14 protein-coding genes are annotated in these 17,106 nt (G+C 68.2%); 12 read left to right on the top strand and 2 right to left on the bottom strand.

Annotated features, from left to right (window positions below):
* Window positions 1-139: 139 nt before the first annotated feature.
* Window positions 140-667: an Lrp/AsnC family transcriptional regulator gene (locus G3N64_RS01260; RefSeq protein ID WP_050017644.1), complete on the bottom strand. Its 528-nt coding sequence runs from the start codon at window positions 665-667 to the stop codon at window positions 140-142.
* A gap of 164 nt (window positions 668-831) precedes the next feature.
* On the opposite strand from G3N64_RS01260, the gene mdeB reads away from it, so the two are divergent.
* The 3 genes from mdeB (at window position 832) to G3N64_RS01245 (ending at window position 4,416) form a co-directional block, all read left to right on the top strand.
* A complete protein-coding gene (gene mdeB, locus G3N64_RS01255) occupies window positions 832-3,579 on the top strand; it encodes an alpha-ketoglutarate dehydrogenase (RefSeq protein ID WP_205781961.1) in 2,748 nt (915 codons plus the stop codon).
* Window positions 3,580-3,739: 160 nt separating this feature from the next.
* Complete coding sequence (locus G3N64_RS01250) at window positions 3,740-4,216, top strand: hypothetical protein (RefSeq protein ID WP_241020707.1); 477 nt, start codon at window positions 3,740-3,742, stop codon at window positions 4,214-4,216.
* Window positions 4,213-4,416, top strand: coding sequence for a hypothetical protein (locus G3N64_RS01245; protein WP_124615197.1), 204 nt, complete (start codon window positions 4,213-4,215; stop codon window positions 4,414-4,416). Before G3N64_RS01250 ends, G3N64_RS01245 begins: the two co-directional genes overlap by 4 nt.
* A gap of 177 nt (window positions 4,417-4,593) precedes the next feature.
* Here the strand turns inward: G3N64_RS01245 and G3N64_RS01240 are convergent, their stop codons facing one another.
* Window positions 4,594-5,094, bottom strand: a complete 501-nt coding sequence (locus G3N64_RS01240; protein ID WP_205781960.1) for an Lrp/AsnC family transcriptional regulator — start codon at window positions 5,092-5,094, stop codon at window positions 4,594-4,596.
* 192 nt (window positions 5,095-5,286) lie between these two features.
* On the opposite strand from G3N64_RS01240, the gene G3N64_RS01235 reads away from it, so the two are divergent.
* The 9 genes from G3N64_RS01235 to G3N64_RS01195 all read left to right on the top strand — a co-directional run bounded on the left by G3N64_RS01235 (window position 5,287) and on the right by G3N64_RS01195 (window position 17,103).
* On the top strand, window positions 5,287-6,303 hold the full coding sequence (locus G3N64_RS01235) for a 1-aminocyclopropane-1-carboxylate deaminase (RefSeq protein WP_174914229.1): 1,017 nt from the start codon (window positions 5,287-5,289) through the stop codon (window positions 6,301-6,303).
* A 579-nt stretch (window positions 6,304-6,882) separates the two neighbouring features.
* The gene (locus tag G3N64_RS01230) at window positions 6,883-8,295 is read left to right on the top strand and encodes an undecaprenyl-phosphate glucose phosphotransferase (RefSeq protein WP_241020706.1); all 1,413 of its coding nucleotides are present in this window, start codon (window positions 6,883-6,885) and stop codon (window positions 8,293-8,295) included.
* Window positions 8,296-8,347: 52 nt separating this feature from the next.
* Window positions 8,348-9,514, top strand: a complete 1,167-nt coding sequence (locus G3N64_RS01225) for a polysaccharide biosynthesis/export family protein (RefSeq protein WP_205781959.1) — start codon at window positions 8,348-8,350, stop codon at window positions 9,512-9,514.
* The gene (locus G3N64_RS01220) at window positions 9,511-9,990 is read left to right on the top strand and encodes a low molecular weight protein-tyrosine-phosphatase (RefSeq protein ID WP_205781958.1); all 480 of its coding nucleotides are present in this window, start codon (window positions 9,511-9,513) and stop codon (window positions 9,988-9,990) included. The genes G3N64_RS01225 and G3N64_RS01220 overlap by 4 nt, the downstream gene beginning before the upstream one ends.
* Window positions 9,987-12,281 carry a polysaccharide biosynthesis tyrosine autokinase gene (locus G3N64_RS01215; protein WP_205781957.1) on the top strand — a complete coding sequence of 765 codons (2,295 nt, stop codon included), beginning with the start codon at window positions 9,987-9,989 and terminating at the stop codon, window positions 12,279-12,281. Before G3N64_RS01220 ends, G3N64_RS01215 begins: the two co-directional genes overlap by 4 nt.
* Window positions 12,278-13,525, top strand: coding sequence for a glycosyltransferase family 4 protein (locus G3N64_RS01210; RefSeq protein WP_205781956.1), 1,248 nt, complete (start codon window positions 12,278-12,280; stop codon window positions 13,523-13,525). The genes G3N64_RS01215 and G3N64_RS01210 overlap by 4 nt, the downstream gene beginning before the upstream one ends.
* Window positions 13,522-14,724, top strand: coding sequence for a polysaccharide pyruvyl transferase family protein (locus G3N64_RS01205; protein ID WP_205781955.1), 1,203 nt, complete (start codon window positions 13,522-13,524; stop codon window positions 14,722-14,724). Before G3N64_RS01210 ends, G3N64_RS01205 begins: the two co-directional genes overlap by 4 nt.
* Complete coding sequence (locus G3N64_RS01200) at window positions 14,718-16,010, top strand: polysaccharide biosynthesis protein (protein ID WP_205781954.1); 1,293 nt, start codon at window positions 14,718-14,720, stop codon at window positions 16,008-16,010. Before G3N64_RS01205 ends, G3N64_RS01200 begins: the two co-directional genes overlap by 7 nt.
* Window positions 16,000-17,103, top strand: coding sequence for a hypothetical protein (locus G3N64_RS01195; protein WP_205781953.1), 1,104 nt, complete (start codon window positions 16,000-16,002; stop codon window positions 17,101-17,103). Before G3N64_RS01200 ends, G3N64_RS01195 begins: the two co-directional genes overlap by 11 nt.
* The last annotated feature ends 3 nt before the right edge of the window (window positions 17,104-17,106 follow it).

Below are 17,106 nucleotides of genomic sequence, written 5' to 3'. Positions count from 1 at the left end.
ACGAGCATACGCGATCGTTTCGCGAGGCGTCGTGAACGTGCAACGCACTTGCGCACGTTTCGTTCGATCCCTTTCGGCGGCGTCGGGCGACTGTCGCCGTTTCGTCGGCAAACCGGCGGTTTCGCCCGCCGACGCACGTTCAGCTCCAGTCGGACGCCGACTCGTCCGGATCGACCAGCGTCAGCCCCGCCGCCGGCAGCGGCAGCGCGGTCTTGTAGCGCACCTGCTTCAGCGCGAAGCTCGACCGGATGTTCGACACGCCGGGAATCGTCGTCAGCCGCTCGATGATGAAGCGCTCGAGCGTGCGCATGTCGGGCATCACGACACGCAGCAGGTAATCGGCGTCGCCCGACATCAGGTAGCACTCCATCACCTCGGGCCGCTGCGAGATCGCTTCCTCGAAGCGCTGCAGCGCATCCTCGACCTGCTTCTCGAGGCTGACCTGGATGAACACGTTGATCCGCAGCCCGAGCGGCTCCGGGTCGAGCAGCGTGACCTGCTGCCGGAACAGCCCGAGCTTCTCCAGCGCGCGCACGCGGTTGAAGCAGGGCGTGGCCGACAGGTTCACCGCGCGCGCGAGTTCCGCGTTCGTGATCCGCGCGTTCTGCTGAAGCTGGTTCAGGATGCCGATGTCGATGCGGTCGAGCCGCCGCGGGTTTGCGCTCATGGTCGAAATATTCCGGAAGAGTGGCCATAACCGGAATATTTACACTATCCGCACGAGAAATCCCAATGAAATCAGACGCATATTTTGCGGATCGGCGGGTAGCATGATCCGACCGATTGCCACTGATTGCGCGCCGCTTCGAACCGGTGCGCGGGAGACCTGCGATGACGGACCTGTCGAACGGACTCGATGCCACGCGGCGCGCGAACCTCGCGCACGCCGACGCCGACCCGGAAGAAACCGCCGAATGGCTCGAAGCGCTCGACGCGGTTCTCGCGCACGTCGGCAAGGACCGCGCGCAGTTCCTGCTCGACCGGCTCGCCGCCCATGCGCACGCAAGCGGCCTGGCGGCGGCGCGCGGGCCCGTCACGCCGTACCTGAACACGATCGCCGCACACGACCAGCCGCCCTACCCGGGCGATGCCGAGCTCGAAGAGCGGCTGTCCGCCGCGCTGCGCTGGAATGCGCTCGCGATGGTCGTGCGTGCGAACCGCGCGTACGGCGAGCTCGGCGGCCACATCGCGAGCTACGCGTCGGCATCCGACCTGTTCGAAGTCGGCTTCAACCATTTCTTCCGCGCGGCAGCGGCCGACGGCAGCAGCGAACAGGGTGAACACGGTGAACGCGGCACGGGCGGCGACCTCGTCTACTTCCAGCCGCATTCGTCGCCGGGCGTCTATGCGCGCGCGTATCTCGAAGGCTTCCTCGACGACGCGCACCTGAAGCACTACCGCCGCGAGATCGCCGGGCCCGGCCTGTGCTCGTATCCGCACCCGTGGCTGATGCCCGACTTCTGGCAGTTCCCGACCGGCTCGATGGGCATCGGCCCGATCAACGCGATCTACCAGGCGCGCTTCATGCGCTACCTGCAGCATCGCGGCCTCGCGAACACGGCCGCGCGCACGGTGTGGGGCTTCTTCGGCGACGGCGAGATGGACGAGCCCGAATCGCTCGGCGCGCTGTCGCTCGCCGCGCGCGAGGGGCTCGACAACCTCGTGTTCGTGATCAACTGCAACCTGCAGCGGCTCGACGGCCCGGTGCGCGGCAACGGCCGCGTGATCGACGAGCTCGAGGCGCTGTTCGCCGGTGCCGGCTGGAACGTGATCAAGGTGTTGTGGGGGTCCGACTGGGATCCGCTGTTCGCGCGCGACCATGCGGGCGCGCTCGCCCGCGCGTTCGCCGACACCGTCGACGGCCAGTTCCAGACCTTCTCCGCGAACGACGGCGCGTACAACCGCGCGCGCTTCTTCAGCCGCGACCCGGCGCTCGACGCCCTCGCCGCGCAGCTCACCGACGCGGAAATCGACCGCCTGCGCCGCGGCGGCCACGATGCACGCAAGCTGCACGCCGCGTATGCACGCGCGCTCGCGCATCGCGGCCAGCCGACCGTGATCCTCGCGAAGACGATGAAGGGCTACGGAATGGGCACGGCCGGCCAGGGCCGGATGACGACCCACCAGCAGAAGAAGCTCGACGTCGACGACCTGAAGGCGTTCCGCGACCGCTTCCGGCTGCCGCTGTCGGATCTCGACGTCGAGCAGCTCACGTTCTACAAACCAGCCGAAGACAGCCCCGAGATGCGCTACCTGCACGCTCGCCGGGCTGCCCTGGGCGGCTATCTGCCCAGAAGGCGGATGGTGGCGTCGGAGGGGCTCACCGTCCCGCCGACGCCGGCCTGGGGTGCGTTCGCGCTGGACGCGGCGGGCCGCGAGATGTCGACGACGATGGCGCTCGTGCGCATGCTGGCCGCGCTGCTGAAGGATCCGGCGCTTGGCCCGCGCGTCGTGCCGATCGTCGCGGACGAAGCGCGCACGTTCGGCATGGCGAACCTGTTCCGGCAGGTCGGCATCTACTCGCCGCTCGGGCAGCGCTACGAACCGGAGGATCTCGGCTCGATGCTCTACTACCGCGAGGACACGCGCGGGCAGATCCTCGAGGAAGGCATCTCGGAGGCCGGCGCGGTGTCGTCGTGGATCGCCGCGGCGACCGCGTACAGCGTGCACGACCTGCCGATGCTGCCGTTCTACGTCTACTACTCGATGTTCGGGTTCCAGCGCATCGGCGACCTGATCTGGGCCGCCGCCGACCAGCGCTCGCGCGGCTTCCTCGTCGGCGCGACATCGGGCCGCACGACGCTCGGCGGCGAGGGGCTGCAGCATCAGGACGGCAGCAGCCATCTCGCGGCGTCCACGATCCCGAACTGCCGCGCGTACGATCCGGCGTTCGCGTACGAAGTCGCGACGATCGTCGATGCCGGCATGCGCGAGATGGTCGAGCAACAGCGCGACGTGTTCTATTACGTGACGGTGATGAACGAGAACTACGCGCAGCCGTCGATGCCCGACGACGATCCGGCCACGCGACGCGCAGGCATCCTGAAGGGCATGCACCGGCTGCCGTCCGGTTCGAACGCAACGGCGCGCGTGCAGTTGCTCGGCGCGGGCGCGATCCTCGGCGAAGTGCTCGCCGCGCAGCGGATGCTGAAAGACGACTGGGGTATCGATGCCGCCGTGTGGAGCGTCACGAGTTTCAGCGAACTGCAACGCGACGGGATGGAAGCCGAACGGCTGTCGCGACTCGGCGACACGGCGGCCGAGCCTTATGTCACGCAGCAGCTTGCCGCGACGCAAGGCCCCGTGATTGCGGCGACCGACTACGTGCGCGCGGTGCCCGAACTGATCCGTGCATACGTGCCGCGCCGCTACGTGACGCTCGGCACCGACGGGTTCGGCCGCAGCGACACGCGCGAGGCGTTGCGCGCGTTCTTCGAAGTCGATCGAGCGAGCATCGTGCTCGCCGCGTTGAAGGCGCTGGCGGATGACGGTGAACTCGATGAGGCGATGCTGCACACGGCGCGCGAACGGCTCGGAAAAACGGTGCGGCAGCCTGGCGGAGCGCCGTGGCAACGCTGAGCGCACACGCAATGTTGTCGAGCGCTTTTTCAACCGTATCAAGAATTTTCGTCGAGTCTCCACTCGACATATTTCCCGCGAGATAGTCGCGGAACACGAGCACACAATTTGAGATGGCGAGCGAAGACGAATAGGTAGAATAAGTCGATTCGTCAGGAGAATGGCCCGTGGCAACACCGAGATGTTTGAGCTTTTCGGAAGTGTTTCAAGCCAACATGACCGCGCTGCATATGCCCGTTCCCACAACGCTATTCGCGACCCTGGAAACAGCGGTGGCGAGTGTCAGCACGATGATGGGCGCGCTAAAGACGCCAGGTCCGGATGCGACGGTCGCGGAATTGCTTGGTGCGACCACAAAACTCGAAGTGGCAACCGTCATGGGGCGATCCTCGGCAGCGTCTATCTCGGCGCGGTCATCGGTAGCCTGATGGTCGCGACAGATGCTGCGTCGGCATGCGGCATCGGCAAACACGGAAGCAATCTGTCCCTGGCGGTCGCGCAATGGGGCGCACGCTACCGCCTTGCGATACATCCGTTGATCATGGCGCACATCCTGCGGCATCCCGAAGTTCTCGCGCCCGGCCCGCATAGCTATCTCGGGTTGAAGGCAAACACTGCAATCCGGGGTGCGCGATGAAGTGGATCGTGGATCGCTTGCTTCTCATCGTCACGGCGTTGATTTGCGCCGCCGTGGGATGGACCATCATCGCCGCGACCGGCGAATGGTTTCCCACCCTGATGATGTTGATCGCGTTCGCTACGCTATGGGGCGATAACGCACGACTGCGAAAGCTGCTGGAACAAAACGGCATCGACCCGAGACGGCGCAAGCGGTAGCGAGTCGACTTGTCACGGCGACGAGCGAGGCTATGCCTTTACGACCGTGTTCGAACGCGTGGAGGTTGGCCGTGGCCGTGCGGCGCAACAGGTGTGACTCGGTGTGCCGATCGTGCTCACTTCGTTTTGCCCGCATGCCGCCAACACAGCATGCGCGGTCAGCCGCATCACGATGCGCTACACCGGCAGCGCATGCGTCGAAAGAATCTCCTTGAGCACCATGAACGAGCGCACCTGCCGCACGCCCGGCAGGTACAGCAGTTGTTCGGCGTGCAGCCGGTTGAAGCTGTCGTTGTCGCGCGTGCGCACCAGCATGAAGTAGTCGAATTCGCCGGTCACGACGTGGCACTCGACGCATCCCGACACTTTCTGCGCGGCCTTCTCGAACGCGGCGAACGCTTCGGGCGTCGAGCGATCCAGCACGAAGCCGATCACGACCAGCATCCCGGCACCGAGCGGCTTCGGATCGAGCAACGCGACGATGCCGCGGATCAGCCCCATTTCCTTCAGCCGCTCGACGCGCCGCAGGCACGCCGGCGCGCTCAGCTTCACCTTCGCCGCGAGGCTCACGTTGGAGATCGACGCGTCCTGCTGCAGTTGCCGCAGGATCGCGCGGTCGATGCGATCGAGCGCCGGTGCGGCGTCGGCCAGCGATGCGCTGCCTCGATCTAATTTCATTGCGTCATCCTCCTTCTCAACGAATCAAAATTGTTTATCGCATGCTCTTGTCGTCGATAACGTAGGCCGCCGCAATTTATTTCGCAAGCTCATTTCTCGCGCTTCTGCCTATCATTTTTCTCGTCGAGACACGGCCTGCCGGCCGCGCCCGAACGATTCCGTTTCCCGCCCACCGCTTTCCGGAGCCCGTCGATGAACCTGCAACGTTTTCCCCGTTATCCGCTCACGTTCGGCCCGACGCCGATCCAGCCGCTCAAACGCCTCAGCGAGCACCTCGGCGGCAAGGTCGAGCTGTATGCGAAGCGCGAGGACTGCAACAGCGGCCTCGCGTTCGGCGGCAACAAGACGCGCAAGCTCGAATACCTCGTCCCCGACGCGCTCGCGCAGGGCGCGGATACGCTCGTATCGATCGGCGGCGTGCAGTCGAACCAGACGCGCCAGGTCGCGGCCGTCGCCGCGCATCTCGGGATGAAGTGCGTACTCGTGCAGGAGCACTGGGTCAACTATGAAGATCCGGTATACGACCGCGTCGGCAACATCCAGCTGTCGCGCATGATGGGCGCGGACGTGCGGCTCGTGTCCGACGGCTTCGACATCGGCATTCGCCGCAGCTGGGAAGAAGCGATGGAGAGCGTGCGGCAGGCGGGCGGCAAGCCTTACCCGATTCCGGCCGGCTGCTCCGAGCATCCGCTCGGCGGGCTCGGTTTCGTCGGGTTCGCCGAGGAAGTGCGTGCGCAGGAGGCACAACTCGGCTTCAAGTTCGACTACATCGTCGTGTGTTCGGTCACGGGCAGCACGCAGGCGGGGATGGTCGTCGGCTTCGCGGCCGACGGGCGCGCCGACCGCGTGATCGGGATCGACGCGTCGGCCACGCCCGAACGCACGCACGAGCAGATCACGCGCATCGCGCGCCACACCGCCGAGCTCGTGGACCTGGGCCGGCCGATCACCGCGGCGGACGTGGTGCTCGACACGCGCTACGCCGGCCCCGAATACGGGCTGCCGAACGACGGCACGCTCGAAGCGATTCGCCTGTGCGCGCGTCTCGAGGGCATGCTGACCGATCCCGTCTACGAAGGGAAATCGATGCACGGGATGATCGACAAGGTCCGGCTCGGCGAATTCGAGCCGGGGTCGAAGGTGCTGTATGCGCATCTCGGCGGCGTGCCTGCGTTGAGCGCGTATAGCGAGATTTTCCGGAACGGGTGACCGGATTGACATGAAACGCCGGCGTGCCACGAGTCGCGCGCCGGCGCGTTGATCGCGGCAATCGCCCGGATCACCGTTGCTGCGGCTCCCTCCACGCGCCCGCCGTCCCGCACGCCATTTCTTCGGCTGCCACAATCCCGCCCTTCTTCGCCCGCCGCGCTCCGCTTGTTGCGATCCGTCCACCTCGACGACCCGGCATCGCACGTCTTTCTAAAGTCAAGTCCGACTCCGTCATTCGTTCATTCGGACAGAAATTCTACTGATTCGTACTCGTACTAATCCATTCCCCTGGAATTTAGTAGGCGTTCTATATAAATCAGGCCCCTGCTTCCTGAAAATTGACCCCATCGAGTCGGCCGCAACGTTTCGCAAGCATTCGCCCTTCATGGCGCCAAGCTCGAAAAGATCCGTCGCAACGCGTCAGGCCGACCGGCACCACCGCAGCAGCGTCTCCTTCCCCGATGCATCTCCCATGCAGTGGAAACAGCGGTCGCGCTCCGCTCCGGCCGAGCCTGCGATATCGCGTCGCAATCGGGACAACGGGCGTCCATCTCAATCAGAACGGCAGCAGGAGGGTATATGGATACTTCATTCGAACCACGGCACGCACATGCAGCGCGTGCCGCAGGCGGCCTGATCGCGCGCATTGCCGACGTCGCACTGATTTCGTTCGGCGCGCTGGCCGCCGCGCTCGTGTTGCCTGGCACGGACGTCGACCGTTCGTCCGAACTGGCCGCCGTCGCCTGCGCGGCGACCTTCGCGCTGATGCTGTTTCCCGCACTCCGCCTCTACCACGCACCGGCCCGCCCCGCCAGGCACCGCACCGCACTGCTCATCGCGTTCGCGTGGCTGATCGCGCAGGCCGGCGCGGCGCTCGTGATGCGGGTGCTCGCGCCGACCCTCGCCATTCCGCTGCCCTGGTACCTGCTCTGGACCGCAACGAGCGGCATCGCGCTCGTCGCGTCGCGCGTCGTCGCCGGCACGACGCTCGAACGGATCGGCCGCCCGCAGGAAAGCGATCGCCTCGTCGCGATCGTCGGCTCCGGCGCCCATCGCGACGCCGTGCTCGACCGCATCGCCAGTGTGCCGTCGGCCGGATTCCGCGCGGCGGCGATGTTCGATATCGCCCGCGCCGATACGACGAGCCCGGGCGGCATGCCGCGCTTCCGTGATCTCGATACGTTCGCACAGCATGTCCGCACGCACGCGATTCCCGAAGTCTGGCTCGCGCTGCCGATCGGCGAGGCGCGCATCGTGATGGCCGTGCTCGATGCATTCCGCGACGATCTCGTCAACATCCGCTTCATGCCGGACGTCAGCAAGCTCGCGATGTTCGACGGCGAAATGATCGACCTCGTCGGTGCACCGGCGATCAACCTGGTCGCGTCGCCGCTGTCGTCGCGCGCGCTGCTGCACAAGGCGATCTTCGATCGCGTGTTCGCGGCCATCGTCCTCGTCGGCATGGCGCCGCTGCTGCTCGCGATCGCGGCAGCAGTCCGGCTGTCGTCGCACGGCCCCGTACTGTTCCGCCAGCAACGCAAGGGCGCGGACGGCCAGGCGTTCACGATCTTCAAGTTCCGCACGATGCGGCTGCACGACACGGGCAGTGAAGTGCACCAGGCGACGCGCGACGATCCGCGCATCACACGGGTCGGCGCGTTCCTGCGCCGCACGAGCCTCGACGAGCTGCCGCAGTTCCTCAACGTGCTGCGCGGCGAGATGTCGGTCGTCGGCCCGCGCCCGCACGCGCTCGAGCACGACGACCTCTACCGGAAGATCGTCGACGGCTATATCCACCGCTACCGCGTCAAGCCGGGCATCACCGGGTGGGCGCAGATCAACGGCCTGCGCGGCGAGACCGATCGCGTGGAAAAGATGCAGCGCCGCGTCGAAGCCGATCTCCACTACCTGCGCAACTGGTCGTTCGCCCTCGACATGCGCATCGTCCTGGCCACCGCCCTGCGCGGCTGGTCCAACCGCAACGCGTACTGATACGCACGCGGCACCGCCACCGCGCGTCGCCGCATCACGATAAGGATGACTGATGACTTCCGCCACGATCGAGCGGGCCGGATCCGCACGTCCCTACCGCATGCGCACGCTGCTGGCCGCAGCGGTCAGCGTCGCGCTCTCGGCCTGTGCATTCGCACCCGGCATGCAGATGAGCGCACCGCCCCCCGCCGCCGACGGCCAGCCTGCCGGACACGCGAACACCGGCGGGAGCGTTCCGTTCCGGATCACGACGATCGACGCCAGCCTGATTCGCCAACTCGACGCACAGGCCGCGCAGCAACAGCACCTGCCATCCGACCGGCTGGCGGCCGCGCCCGGCGCTTATCGCCTCGGCCCCGGCGACGTGCTGCAGATCACCGTCTGGGATCACCCCGAACTCGCCGCCGCGCAAGGCGCCGCGCAGCAGAACGCGCCGCGCGCGGCCGACCCGGTCGCGGGCTTCGTCGTCGATTCGCACGGCAACCTGGCGTTCCCGTTCGCCGGCAGCGTGCCGGTCGCGGGTCTCACGGCCGACGCCGCGCAGGCACGCATCGCCGCCGCGCTGTCGCGCGTCTATCGCAATCCGCAAGTCACGCTGCGCGTTGCGTCGTTCCGCTCGCAGCAGGTCTACATCGACGGCGAAGTCCGCACGCCGGGTGCGCAGCCCGTCAACGACGTGCCGATGACGCTCTACGAAGCGCTCGGCCGCGCGGGCGGGCTCGGCACGGCCGCCGACCAGAGCCGCATGACGCTCGTGCGCGACGGCGTGTCCTATCCGCTCGACCTGACGCGCATGCTGCGTGACGGCCGCAATCCCGCCGACGTCGTGCTGGCCGCCGGCGACCTGCTGCACGTGCCGGCACGCAGCGACTACGGCGTGTACGTGATGGGCGAAGTGAACAAGCCGTCGCTCGCAGTGCCGCTGCGCGACGGCCGGCTGACGCTGTCCGACGCGCTGTCGCAGGCCGGCAGCGTGAACGCCAATACCGCCGACGCCGCGCAGATGTTCGTGATCCGCGGCTCGCAGACGAGCGATCCGCAGGTGTTCCACCTCGACGCGCGCTCCCCCGTATCGATGGTGCTCGCCAACGAGTTCGCGCTGCAGCCGAAGGACATCGTCTACGTCGACGGCAACGGCCTGGTGCGCTTCAGCCGCGTGCTGAGCCTGCTGCTGCCCGGCGTCAGCACCAGCGCCGCCGCGGCGCTCGCCGTCAAATGAGCGCTATCGCCACGCTGCTCGTCGTGTGCGTCGGCAACGTCTGCCGCAGCCCGATGGCGCAGGCGCTGCTCGGCGCGTGCCTGCCCGGCGTCGACGTGCAGTCGGCCGGCATCGGCGCGCTCGACGGCCAGCCGGCCGACCCGCACGCCATCGACCTGATGCGCGCGCGCGGCCTCGACCTCGCCACGCACCGCGCGCGCCAGGTGTCGTCACGGCACACCGCACGCGCCGACCTGATCCTGACGATGGACCTCGAGCAGAAGCGCTGGCTCGAGCGCCGCCACCCGTTCCTGTGCGGCCGCGTGTTCCGCCTCGGCGGCACCGGTCAGGGCTTCGACGTGCCCGACCCGTATCTCGGCCCGCGCGCGTCGTTCGAACACAGCCTGCGGCTCATCGAGCGCGGTGTCGACGCGTGGTGCGCGCGCATCGCGCCGGCCGCCTCCCCCTCCACCCCGCTTTCCGGACCGAATCGATGACCTCTCCTGTTTCCCGCGAGCGATCGCACGATCGCGGCGCCGAGCTCGACCTCGCCGGCGTCGTCGACGTGCTCGTGTCCCAACGCTGGCTGATCGCACTGGCAACCGCCGCCTGCGTCGGCGCCGGCACGCTGTACGCGTTTCTCGCCCCGCCGCAATACCAGGCCGACATCCTGCTCCAGGTCGAAGACAGCGGCGACCCAGCCGCCGCGAACAGCATGCTCGGCGACGTGTCGTCGCTGTTCGACATCAAGTCGAGCGCCGCGGCCGAAGCGCAGATTCTCGCGTCGCGGCTCGTCGTCACGCGTGCCGTCGACGAGCTGCGCAGCTACATCGTCGTGCAGCCGAAGCGCTTTCCGCTGGTTGGCGATTTCGTGTCGCGTTTCAACACCGGCCTCGCGCACCCCGGCCTCCTCGGGTTCGGCGGTTATGCGTGGGGCGAGGAAGCGATCGCGGTCGCGCGCTTCGACGTGCCCCGGCCGCTCGAAGGCGAGCGCTTCGAGCTGACGCTGCTCGACGGCCAGCGCTACCGGCTGACCGGGCCCGCGCTGCCGTCGGCCGTCACCGGCCGCATCGGGCACGTGGAAACCTTCCCGACCGCGAGCGGCCCGATCGCGATCGACGTCGCGCGCGTCGATGCGAACCCGGCCACCCGCTTCACGCTCGTGCGCGAATCGCGCGCCGAGACGATCGACACGCTGCGGCGCGGCCTCGACGTCCAGGAAAAGATCAAGCAGTCGGGCGTGATCGTCGCGACGCTGCGCGGCCCCGATCCGCAACGGATCCAGGCGCAGCTTCAGGCAGTCGCGAACCACTACGTGCGCCAGCACATCGAGCGCAAGTCCGCCGACGCGGCGCAATCGCTCGCGTTCCTCAACGCGCAGCTGCCGGTGCTCAAGCGCCAGTTGCAGGACGCCGAGCAGCGCTACACCGACATGCGCAACGCGAACGGCACGATCGACCTGACCGAGGAAGCGAAGCTGATCCTGCAGCAGACGGCCGACGCGACCACGCGCCGCCTCGAGCTGCAGCAAAAGCGCGACGAGATGGCCGCACGCTTCGCGCCGGGCCACCCCGACATGGTCGCGCTCGATGCGCAGATCGCCACGCTCGGCCGCGAGCAGCGCGGCTTCGAGCATCAGGTGCGACGGCTGCCCGACCTGCAGCAGAACGCCGTGCGGCTGATGCTCGACGTGAAGGTCGACACCGATCTCTATACGGCGCTGCTCGCGAACACGCAGCAGCTCGAGCTGGTCAAGGCCGGCAAGACCGGCAGCGTGCGGCTCGTCGATACGGCGATCGTGCCCGAGGATCCCGTACGCCCGAAGCGGCCCGTCGTGATCGCGGCGGCCGCGCTGATCGGGCTCGCACTCGGCATCGCGCTCGCCTTTGCGCGCGATTTCCTGTTCGGCGGCGTCCGTCACGCGGACGAGATCGAGCGTCATCTCGACATCGACGTCTACGCGACGATTCCCGATTCGGCGGCCCAGCGGCAGATGGCGCGGCGCATCGCGCAGCACGCGCCGGGGCCGAACCTGCTGAGCGCGCGGCACCCGCACGATCCGGCCGTGGAAAGCCTGCGGAGCCTGCGCACCGCGCTGCGCTTCGCGATGCAGGGCGCACGCAACAATGTACTGCTGCTGACCGGCCCGGCGCCGGGTGCGGGCAAGTCGTTCGTCGCGGCGAATTTCGCGGCGCTGCTCGCGGCCAACGGCGAGCGCGTGCTGCTCGTCGACGGCGACCTGCGCAAGGGTCATCTGCACGAATCGCTCGGTGTCCCGCGCGAGCGCGGCTTCGCCGATCTGCTGTCGGGCACGGCCGCGCCGGCCGACGTGACCTGCCGCGACGTGGTGCCGCGCCTCGATTTCATCCCGACCGGCGCGGTGCCCGAGTATCCGTCCGAGCTGCTTTCCGGCGAACGCGTCGCCGCGCTGCTCGACGTGCTGTCGGCCTGCTACGACGTCGTCGTGATCGATGCGGCGCCGATTCTCGCGGTGACCGACGCGGTCACGCTCGGCCGCCATGCCGGCACCGTGCTGCTCACGGCGCGTGCCGCCACGACACGCGTCGCCGAACTGGACGAAGCCATGCGGCGCCTCGCGCACAACGGTATCGCCGCGAGCGGCGTGCTGCTCAACGGCGTCGATCCGCACGTCGGCCGGTACGGCTCGCGCTACGGCGCCTATCGCTATACGCAGTACCGTTACGCACCGCCGCGTTGCGGCCTGGCATCGTCGATCGGCCGCACGCTGCGCGCGCTCGTGTCCCGCCGCCGGGGAGAGCCGCGATGAGCGATACCCGTCACCTCGAACGCGTCGCGATACGCGATGCCGCGCCGGCGGACGCTTCCGCCACGACCGAATTGGGCTCCCGGCAAGCCCCGGCCCGCGCGGCGCGCCTGCGGATCGCGCTCGTCGTCGAAGCCGCGGGCGGCGGCGTGGCCGTCCATCTCGCCGACCTGATCGACGGACTCGCCGCAATCGACGGCATCGAACTGCACCTGATCGTGCCGCACGGCCCGCGTTTCGACACAACGATCCTCGATGCGCGCGTGCTGTCACGCTGTGCAAGCGTGCATGCGGTGCCGATGCAGCGCGCGGTCGGCTGGCGCGACGCGCTCGCGGTCGCCCACGTCTATCGCCACCTGCTGCGCATCCGTCCCGACATCGTGCACAGCCACAGCTCGAAAGCCGGCGCGATCGCACGCCTGTGCCCGGGGCCGTGGCGGCAGGTGTACACGCCGCACGCGGTCTATACGCTGAACCCGACGCTGGGTACCCGCCAGCGCCGTTTCTACGGCACCATCGAGCGGCTGCTCGGCCGCCTGTGCACGCACCGGATCGTCGCCGTCTCGCGCGACGAGGCGCAACACCTGAATGAAGCGCTCGGCATTCCGGCCGCGCGCATCGACACGATCGTCAACGGCGTCCAACCGCCCGCCCTGATGCCGCGCGAGGCGGCACGACACGCACTCGGCATCGCGCGCGACGTACACGTCGTCGGTTTCGTCGGGCGCTTCGATCATCAGAAAGGCATCGACCGTCTCGTGCGGATCGCGCGCGGCGTGTATCGCCAATGCGGCCGCACCGTGCAGATCGTCGCGATCGGGTCCGGCGACTTCGTCACGGCGGCCGGCAACGAGGCCGACGATCTTCCGCCGAATCTTCACGTCGTCGGCCGCGTGAACCACGCGAGCCGCTATTTCTCCGCGTTCGACCTGTTCGCGTTGCCGAGCCGCTACGAAGGCTTTCCCTACGTGTGTCTCGAAGCGATGGCCGCGTATGTGCCGATCGTCGCCACGCGGGTATCCGGCGCGACCGAGCTGATCGACACGCATGGCATCGGCGTCGTGGTGCCGAACGAAGACGACACGACGCGCTTCGCCCGCGCGATCGTCGCGCTTGCCAACGATCCGGCCGCACGCGACGCGATGCGAGCGAACTGCGCGGCGGCCCTCGGTCAATTCTCGGCCGAGACGATGGTCGCGCACACGCTCGACCTCTATCACACCCTTTCCAGACGAGGCCCGGCATGACGCCCCCCATTCACGTCGCGCTGCTGCACGCGTACAGCGCCCGCAATTCCGGTGACGGCCTGCTGGTCGACCTGTCCGTCGGCCTGCTCAGGGAGGCCTTCGGCGATGCCGTCCGCGTGTCGATCGTCGCGGCCGATCCGGCTTCGTTTCCGGCGTACGACGACGTATGCGCGGCGCCCGTGCTCGCGGAGCGCGGCACGAACCGGCTGATCGGCGCCGCCACCGCCGCGCTGCCCGTTCGAATCAACGGCAGGTTGAAAGCACTGCGCAGCCTGCTCGACGAAGTCGACCTGATCGTCGGCGTCGGTGGCGGCTATCTGCGCGCGCGCACGGCCATCGAAGCGCTCAAGCTCGAAGCCGGCCACCTGCTGCAAATGCGGGTTGCGCTTGCCTCCGGCAAGCCCGCCGTCTATCTGCCGCAGAGCATCGGCCCGGTGCTGTCCTCACGCGCCGTCGGCATGCATCTGCAGTCGCTGCTCGGCGCGTTCGATTCGGTATTCGTGCGCGACGACCGCTCCGCCGCCTTCCTCGCCGCGAATCCGAATACGCGGCGCGTGCCGGATCTCGCGGTGCTCGACTTCGGGTATCGCAGCGAGACCATCCTTCGGCAAACCCCGCCGAGCAGCGACACCGCGCGCCATGTTGCATTCGTGCTGCGCCGCGCACCCGCGTGGAGCGCGAAACGACGCGCGCACTATGACGCATCGATCGCGCGGCTGATCGAGCAGGTGCGCGCGACGTGCCGGGTCAGCTTTGCCGTGCAAAGCACGGGGCGCGGCAACGACGATCCCGCGTACTACCGCAGCCTCGGCATCCGGGAACCGCTGACGCCGCTCAAGACGCTCCTCGAAACCGACCGGCCGGACGTCACGGTATCGGTTCGCCTGCACGGCGCGCTGGAATCGATCCTGCACGGCGTACCCGCCTTCCACGTCAGCTACGAGCGCAAGGGCTTCGGTGCGTATGCGGACATGAAGCTCGACGACTGGGTCGTCAACGGCGCGGATTTCGATCCGGCACGCGTCTGCCGGACGATCCTCGCACCTGGCGCGGCTGCGGCGTTCCGGAACGCCGCGCAGGGCGGCTTTGCGAGCATCCGTGCCGCACGCGCACGCGTGATCGACGCACTGCGTGCGGCCCGTCGTGCGGATTCCGACATCGAAACAAAAGTCGAAGCCGACGAGGCCATGCCATGCTGACGCGCCTGCTCCTGCGCAGCCTGGCGCTCGGCCTGAAATTCACGCTCGCGATCATCGTCGCGCGTACGCTCGGCTTCGACGCGGTCGCCGCGTACGGGCTCGCGGTCGCCGCCGCCGTGATCGCATCGAAACTGCTCGGCCTCGGCTTCAGTCCCGAACTCAACCGGCGGCTCAGCGAACCCGATCCGCTGCCCGCGTTCGGCGCGATGCGCACCCTCTGCGTCGCGTACGGCAGCCTCTACTTGACGCTCGTCGCGACGCTCGCCGTGGCGACCGCCAACGGCGACGCGGCCCTGCTCGCCCGCTTCGGCCTGTCGACGCGGCTCGCGTGGTGCGTGCTGCTCGTCGCGCTCTCCGAGCATGCGGCATTCGAGGCGAACGGCTGGCTGTTCTCGCTGCATCGACCTCGCGCCGGCTCGCTGCTACTGTTCGTCCGCACCGGCACATGGGCCGGCGTCGCGGGAGCGGGGTTGCTCGTCGGCGCCCTGCATTCGATCGAATCGGTTTTCGCGCTGTGGTTCGCGGCCAATACGTGCGTCGTCGTGCTTTCGTGGCGGCGTATCGGTGCGGTTGCACGCCAGGCGCACGACCGCCCGCAGGCGGCGCGCGCACCGGCCGTGCGCGAGCGCGGTGTCCTGTCGATCTGGCGGCACGGGTTGCCGTTCTACGTGGCCGGCATCGTCCTCGCGTCGTTGCAATACGCGGAGCGGTTCATCGGCGGCGGCCACCTGAGCGCCGATGCGCTCGGCCAGTACGTATTCGCGTGGTCGATCGCCAACGCGATCCAGGCGCTCGCCTTCTCGACCGTCGTCGTGACGGCCGGCCCGCGCTTCGTGCGCGTGCTGTCCGACGCACCGGGCACGTTCCCCCGGCTCGCCGTGCGCGCGACGGTGGCCAGCGTGGCCGTCACCTCGATCGCGGGGGCCGCGGTCCTTGCGCTGCATCGCGACCTGTTCGCGTTTGCGCACGAGCCCGCGGGCACCGGGCAGGTCGCATTGCTCGCCACACTGCTCGTGTCGTTCGTGCTGCGCGGCGCGGCGGACGTGCTGTGGACGGCCGCGATCGCGCTGCGTGCCGGCTGCGCCGCGATGTTGTCGATGATCGCGCTCGCGCTGACGTACCTGCCGCTCGCATGGAGCCTGATCGTTCACGCTGGTGCGATGGGGGCGGCCATCGCCCATCTGGCGGCAAGCGCCGGCATCGTCGCCACGCTGGCGCTGATCGTCGCGCGCACCGGCCGGTCCCGTGCGGCCGCACGCACGGAGGCCGCCCCGCATGCTGCGTAACCTGATTGCCGGTGGCCCGGCACTGAGCCGCGGTGTGACACGCGCCATCGGCGCGATGATCGTATTCGTCTACTGGATCGTCTACGCAAAGGCCGGCACGTTCCTGCCCGAGTTCGTGTTCCGCGACGCGGAGAAGATCCAGAGCCAGATCGGCGGCGGCAGCACCTACGAGGGCACGTCGTTCGATGCGGTCGCGAAGTTCTATGCGCTGCTCGGCCCGGCCGGCACGTCGCTGTTCGTTGCCGCGATCGGCACGGCGTTCATCTGGCGGATCGTCGGCGAAGGCCGCCGCGTCGGGTCGCTGGCCGCGACCGTCGTGCTGCTGGCGCCGTGTGTGTTCTTCAACCTGTTCGTCGCAAGCAAGGACACGCTCGTCGTGCTGATCGCGCTCGTGCTCGCCAGCATCGCGCGGCGTCGCCCGGCCGCCTGGACCTTCGTGGCCGTCGTTGCGCTCTACGCCGGCTACGCGGCCGTCGTGCGCAGCTACTTCGCGCTGATTCTCGTGGTCGCGCTGGCCGCGTTCCTGTTCCGGCACCTGTCATGGCGCGGCAAGACCTTGCTGCTCGGCACGGCCGCGATCGCGCTGTTCCTGCTGCCGCCGGACGTGTACTACCTGCTCCAGCATCCCCGCGACATGGCAGCCGACTATCTCGCCTACGGTTCGCCGTTCGGCGCGCGCACGAGTTTCTACAACCCGGTCGCGCCCGATTCGTTCGTCGCCTTTTGCGCGAACTATGCGTACGCGGTGCTGCGGTTGAATCTGCCGCTGCTGTTCGACGTGGGCCCCAAGGAAATCGCGATGCAGCTGTTCGTGTGGATCGCGCTGGCCGCCGTGTGGCGTCGTGCACGGCATCGCACGCATCCGGCCCGCGACCTGCTCGCCTGCGTCGTCATCGGTCACGTCGCCGTATCGATGCTGTTCGAACCCGATCTCGGCAGCTATACACGCCACCTGTCCAGCGTCGCCTTGCTGTGTGCGCTTCAGTTCGCGGGATTCGAACCGCGTGCCGGTCGACGCCGGCCAAAGCGCGATGCCGCGACGAACGGCACGCCGACTCCCGCCCGCCTGCCGCACAAGGACATCACCCGCTAAACC

Source organism: Burkholderia sp. Ac-20344, assembly GCF_017104975.1.
Lineage (GTDB): Bacteria > Pseudomonadota > Gammaproteobacteria > Burkholderiales > Burkholderiaceae > Burkholderia.
The sequence above is the reverse complement of the archived record's forward strand: the minus strand, read 5'-3'. Positions and strand labels throughout refer to the sequence as shown.

Coding starts and splice junctions, on each gene's coding strand:
- G3N64_RS01260 (WP_050017644.1), bottom strand. CDS start 667: ATGAGCGCAAACCCGCGGCGGCTCGACCGCATCGACATCGGCATCCTG.
- mdeB (WP_205781961.1), top strand. CDS start 832: ATGACGGACCTGTCGAACGGACTCGATGCCACGCGGCGCGCGAACCTC.
- G3N64_RS01250 (WP_241020707.1), top strand. CDS start 3,740: ATGGCCCGTGGCAACACCGAGATGTTTGAGCTTTTCGGAAGTGTTTCA.
- G3N64_RS01245 (WP_124615197.1), top strand. CDS start 4,213: ATGAAGTGGATCGTGGATCGCTTGCTTCTCATCGTCACGGCGTTGATT.
- G3N64_RS01240 (WP_205781960.1), bottom strand. CDS start 5,094: ATGAAATTAGATCGAGGCAGCGCATCGCTGGCCGACGCCGCACCGGCG.
- G3N64_RS01235 (WP_174914229.1), top strand. CDS start 5,287: ATGAACCTGCAACGTTTTCCCCGTTATCCGCTCACGTTCGGCCCGACG.
- G3N64_RS01230 (WP_241020706.1), top strand. CDS start 6,883: ATGGATACTTCATTCGAACCACGGCACGCACATGCAGCGCGTGCCGCA.
- G3N64_RS01225 (WP_205781959.1), top strand. CDS start 8,348: ATGACTTCCGCCACGATCGAGCGGGCCGGATCCGCACGTCCCTACCGC.
- G3N64_RS01220 (WP_205781958.1), top strand. CDS start 9,511: ATGAGCGCTATCGCCACGCTGCTCGTCGTGTGCGTCGGCAACGTCTGC.
- G3N64_RS01215 (WP_205781957.1), top strand. CDS start 9,987: ATGACCTCTCCTGTTTCCCGCGAGCGATCGCACGATCGCGGCGCCGAG.
- G3N64_RS01210 (WP_205781956.1), top strand. CDS start 12,278: ATGAGCGATACCCGTCACCTCGAACGCGTCGCGATACGCGATGCCGCG.
- G3N64_RS01205 (WP_205781955.1), top strand. CDS start 13,522: ATGACGCCCCCCATTCACGTCGCGCTGCTGCACGCGTACAGCGCCCGC.
- G3N64_RS01200 (WP_205781954.1), top strand. CDS start 14,718: ATGCTGACGCGCCTGCTCCTGCGCAGCCTGGCGCTCGGCCTGAAATTC.
- G3N64_RS01195 (WP_205781953.1), top strand. CDS start 16,000: ATGCTGCGTAACCTGATTGCCGGTGGCCCGGCACTGAGCCGCGGTGTG.